The organism is Ruminococcus sp. XPD3002, from assembly GCA_900119535.1.
GTDB lineage: Bacteria > Bacillota > Clostridia > Oscillospirales > Ruminococcaceae > Ruminococcus > Ruminococcus flavefaciens_H.
The window spans coordinates 33,555-37,632 of record FPJT01000001.1 but is presented as its reverse complement, the minus strand read 5'-3'; the positions used below and the strand labels follow the sequence as shown (position 1 = coordinate 37,632).

General features: G+C 38.5%; 2 protein-coding genes. Both read right to left on the bottom strand.

Features of this window, described 5'->3' with window-relative positions; genetic code table 11:
• On the bottom strand, window positions 1-961 hold a 961-nt coding region (locus BT127_RS00135), incomplete at its 3' end, for a BspA family leucine-rich repeat surface protein (RefSeq protein ID WP_139275344.1).
• 72 nt (window positions 962-1,033) lie between these two features.
• Window positions 1,034-3,979 (bottom strand): leucine-rich repeat protein, encoded by a 2,946-nt coding sequence (locus BT127_RS00130; RefSeq protein WP_075423000.1) that lies wholly within the window; start codon window positions 3,977-3,979, stop codon window positions 1,034-1,036.
• Window positions 3,980-4,078: the final 99 nt, after the last annotated feature.

The window sequence follows — 4,078 nt, the reverse complement described above, 5'->3', positions numbered from 1 at the left end:
CATTCATATCTGTGACATTGCTTGTATCAAAACTGCTCAGGTCAAGTGATTCAAGGGAAGAACATTTACTGAACATCCAACTCATATCTGTTACATTACTTGTATCAAAACTGCTCAGATCAAGCGATTCAAGGGAAGAACACTTGCAGAACATAAATTCCATTTTTGTAACATTACTTGTATCAAAACTGCTAAGATCAACCGATGTAAGCGAAGAACCGTTAAAGAACATTTGACTCATATCTGTGACATTGCTTGTATCAAAATTACTCAAGTCAAGTAATGTAAGAGAAGAGCAGTTATGGAACATAAGACTCATATCTGTGACATTGCTTGTATCAAAACTGCTCAGATCAAGAGATGTAAGGGCCGAACAACTATAGAACATATAATCCATATCTACGACATTACCTGTATCAAAATTGCTTAGGTCAAGAGATTTAAGAGATGAACAGCCATGGAAGATACCACCCATATATGCGACCTTGCTTGTATCAAAATTGCTTAGGTCAAGAGATTTAAGAGATGAACAGCCCTGAAAGATACCACCCATTTCTGTGACATTGCTTGTATCAAAACTGCTCAGGTCAAGGAATGTAAGGGAAGAACATTCGTAGAACATGTTCAGCATATCTGTAACATTGCTTGTGTCTGCATTTGAAAGATCAATTGATTCGCAGTTGTAATACTCTGAGAACAGAGAGTTGCAGCTTTTAGGGAGAACAGTTCCCGGATCTGCTTTTATGCTCTTGACATCTTCTTTCTTCTCAAAGCCTGTTATTTCTTTAAGCACTACGTTACCGCTCAGCGTCAGTACGCCGGTTTCGCTGTCGAATGTATAGCAGCTTCCCTCCGCATTGGCAGTTATCGAAAAGTCGCTGAACGCAGGAGCACTGTAGCCTGCTGCGCCGCCTATCATCAGCAAAGCAAACACTGCCGCAATAAAACGTTTCATCTTCATAATAAATACCTCCAAAAATTTTATCCTATATCATTTTGACAGAGGGGAGATGTTTCCCCTCTGTTTTAAGCTTTATTTCTGGTATGACTCGGGAAGAGTCGTTACCAGTTTTGCGTCGTATTTCTGTATTGTGAGTGCATCCATTGCTGTCAGACCGTCTCCCCTGTTATAGACGTCTGCATTGAGCTCTGCCTGTTCGGACATCTCATACTTCTGTCCGTTTGCTACGTGCTGGAGTATCAGAAGTGCATCTGCAAGGCTGACATCTCCGTCAAGGTTTGCGTCGCCGATAACTGTTGATTCATCGCCGTCAAGAGGGACAAATATTAATTTCTCACTACCTTCTGCGAACTTCTCGGCAGTTGAGCCCTTGTAACCGTAGATAGTAACTATATCACCATTTGACCATATAGCACCGTCACCTATCTCACACTTTGGATTAAGGATAGTTATTTCTTTCAGATTAAAACAATCAAATGCATATTCACCTATGCTTTTTACACTTTCAGGTAATCTGACATTTTTCAATGCACCGACCCAGGAAAATGCAGAATCACCGATCGTTGTTACGCCTTCTGGTATATTGATCTCTTCCAGTGCTTCACAATTTGAAAAAGCACTTTCACCGATCTCGGTAATGCCTTCCGGAAGAATGACTTTCTTTAATTTGTTGAAGCCATCCATACAATGACTGCCAAGTTTAACATTTTTTTCACCCTTATCATTTCTGACTATGACAGTTTCTACATCAAGTCCTCCATTGAGTGAAGAGAAGGTAGATTGAATGGCATTACCCGGAACGTCCTCCTTGCACAGTTGAAGCGGTACACTTACCTCTTTAAGATTATTGCATGATGCAAATGCATACGCTCCGATCGTCTCTACATTTTCAGGAATATAGATCTTTGTTAATTCTGAGGAACTAAACGCCCCCTCACCGATAACACGAAGGCTCTTGGGTAATTCAATTGTTTCGAGCGGACAAAGCGAAAAAGCTTTTTTTCCTATTTCTTCTATACCCTCAGGTATATTGACCTTCTTCAATGAAGGAAAACCATCTAATCCCTGTTTATCAATTACTTTATCAGCATCAGGATCAAGCTTAATGTTTATGGTTTCCAGTTTTTCACATCCTTTAAATAAATCATAGAACGGATTAACACTCATTGTTTCTTTAAATGTACCTGAGCCGCTTCCTTTGATCGTCCTATCTAAAACTATTTCTTTTATAAACATACTGTGCGGCACAGAAACTTCTCTTAAATTGCCGCAATTTGAAAACATTTCCCGATTATTCACATAAAAAGTATTATGTTCCTCATCCATCCAACCAGCAGGATCAAATTCGGTTCCGAAACCTATATCAACCTTTTCAATATTTGCACAAGAATTGAAAGCGTTACTATGAATGATCTTTTTACCGTCAGGGATAATTACCTCTTTCAATGAATTACAGCCACTAAAAGCTTCTCTACCTATCTCCTTGATACCTTCAGGAAAATTGATCTCTTCCAGAGAATCACAATAAATGAAAGCTTCTTCACCGATAACAGTAACTGAATCAGGAATATTTATCTTCTGAAGATTAATGCAGCTGCTGAATGTACCGCTTTTTATTTCCGTAACACCTTTCGGGATATTAACGTTTTCAAGTGTTTCACATCCGCCGAAAGCACCACTGCCTATTTCTGTAACACTTTCCGGGATATTAATTTCTTTAAGTGATTTGCAGGCGCTGAATGCCCTTTTACCTATTTTTTCCAGATTTGCAGGAAGTTTGACATTTTCAAGTGAATCAGCGTATCCCAAAGCATATTCGCCTATTTCTGTAACACTGTCAGGAAAGCATAATGTTTTTAATGAAGGAAAGAAATCATCCGAGAACAAGTAGTATCCACTGTTTTCAGGAAGAGTGAAGACAGTATTTCCGTCAGGATCATCCTTGATCGTTATTTTTTCTAAAGAAAGGCTGTTGCCAAATGCCCGAACAAAAGGCAATAATTCTACAGATGCTTTTTCATATTCTTCGCTAATTGTAAAAAATGAAAAAGGAACCGATATGCTTTTCAGTCCATTGCATGATCCGAAAGCATGACTGTCAACAGTAACTCCTGAAGGAATATCCAACTTTTCTATGGATTCACATATTTCAAATGCATTTTCACAAATATGCCCCTTAAAGCCCTCCTCAAAATTGACCTCCTTTAAATTCTTATTTTCCATAAAAGCACCATTTGCAATATATTCTATATTCTTCGGGATAGTTATCGATTCAAAATCTCCTCTTGCTCCGAAAAGAATTTTAACACTTGACGGTATCTCAAGAGAATCAAGCATTTCCTGTGTAGCATTTTCAATCCTTGGAACGAAAACTGAGCCGTCTTTTATAACAAGCTTTTTCAGGCTTGGTCCCATAAGCGGAGTGAGATCATATTTTACGCTCATTGATCCTGTACTCATGTAATACATTACAGAAAGAAAATCCAATTTTTCTGTACAATAGATATCGGTCAGATCAGGTGTGCAAAGCTCAACTGTCTCAACATTATTGCATTCATCAAACGAATACCAATCTATAAAAGTTACAGATTTAGGAATCGAAATATATTTAAGATTAGTACACTCGTTAAATGCATAGTCTTTTATCGTAGTTATACCGTTGCTTATAACGACAGATTCAATTTGCTGATTAAAACGGAAAGCGCCGCTGATCTCTCTGACCTTTATTCCGTCAATTTCAGCAGGTATAGTGACCTCTTTCAATGTATCATCTGCTCTGGTGATAGTGATGTATTCTTTTCCTTTGTCATCAGTATTCTTTTTATATAGCAGACCTTCGTATACGCCGTCCGCATTACCTGATTCTATTTGTGCTGCTGCATATTCTTTAAAGTTGTATTCACTTTCTTCAACTGCATAAACGGGCATCACAGGCATTGCTGCACTGTAAGGTGCCGCAAGGGATACTCCCATTGATGCGGCTGCGATAATGATTGCTGCTGTCTTTCTGATTTTCATAATTAATACCTCCAAAAATCCTATATCATTTTGACAGAGGGGAGATGTTTCCCCTCTGTTTTAAGCTTTATTTCTGGTATGACTCGGGAAGAGTCGTTA

Excerpts from the sequence above, each read along its gene's own strand:
- BT127_RS00130 (WP_075423000.1), bottom strand. The coding sequence starts at position 3,979 with ATGAAAATCAGAAAGACAGCAGCAATCATTATCGCAGCCGCATCAATG.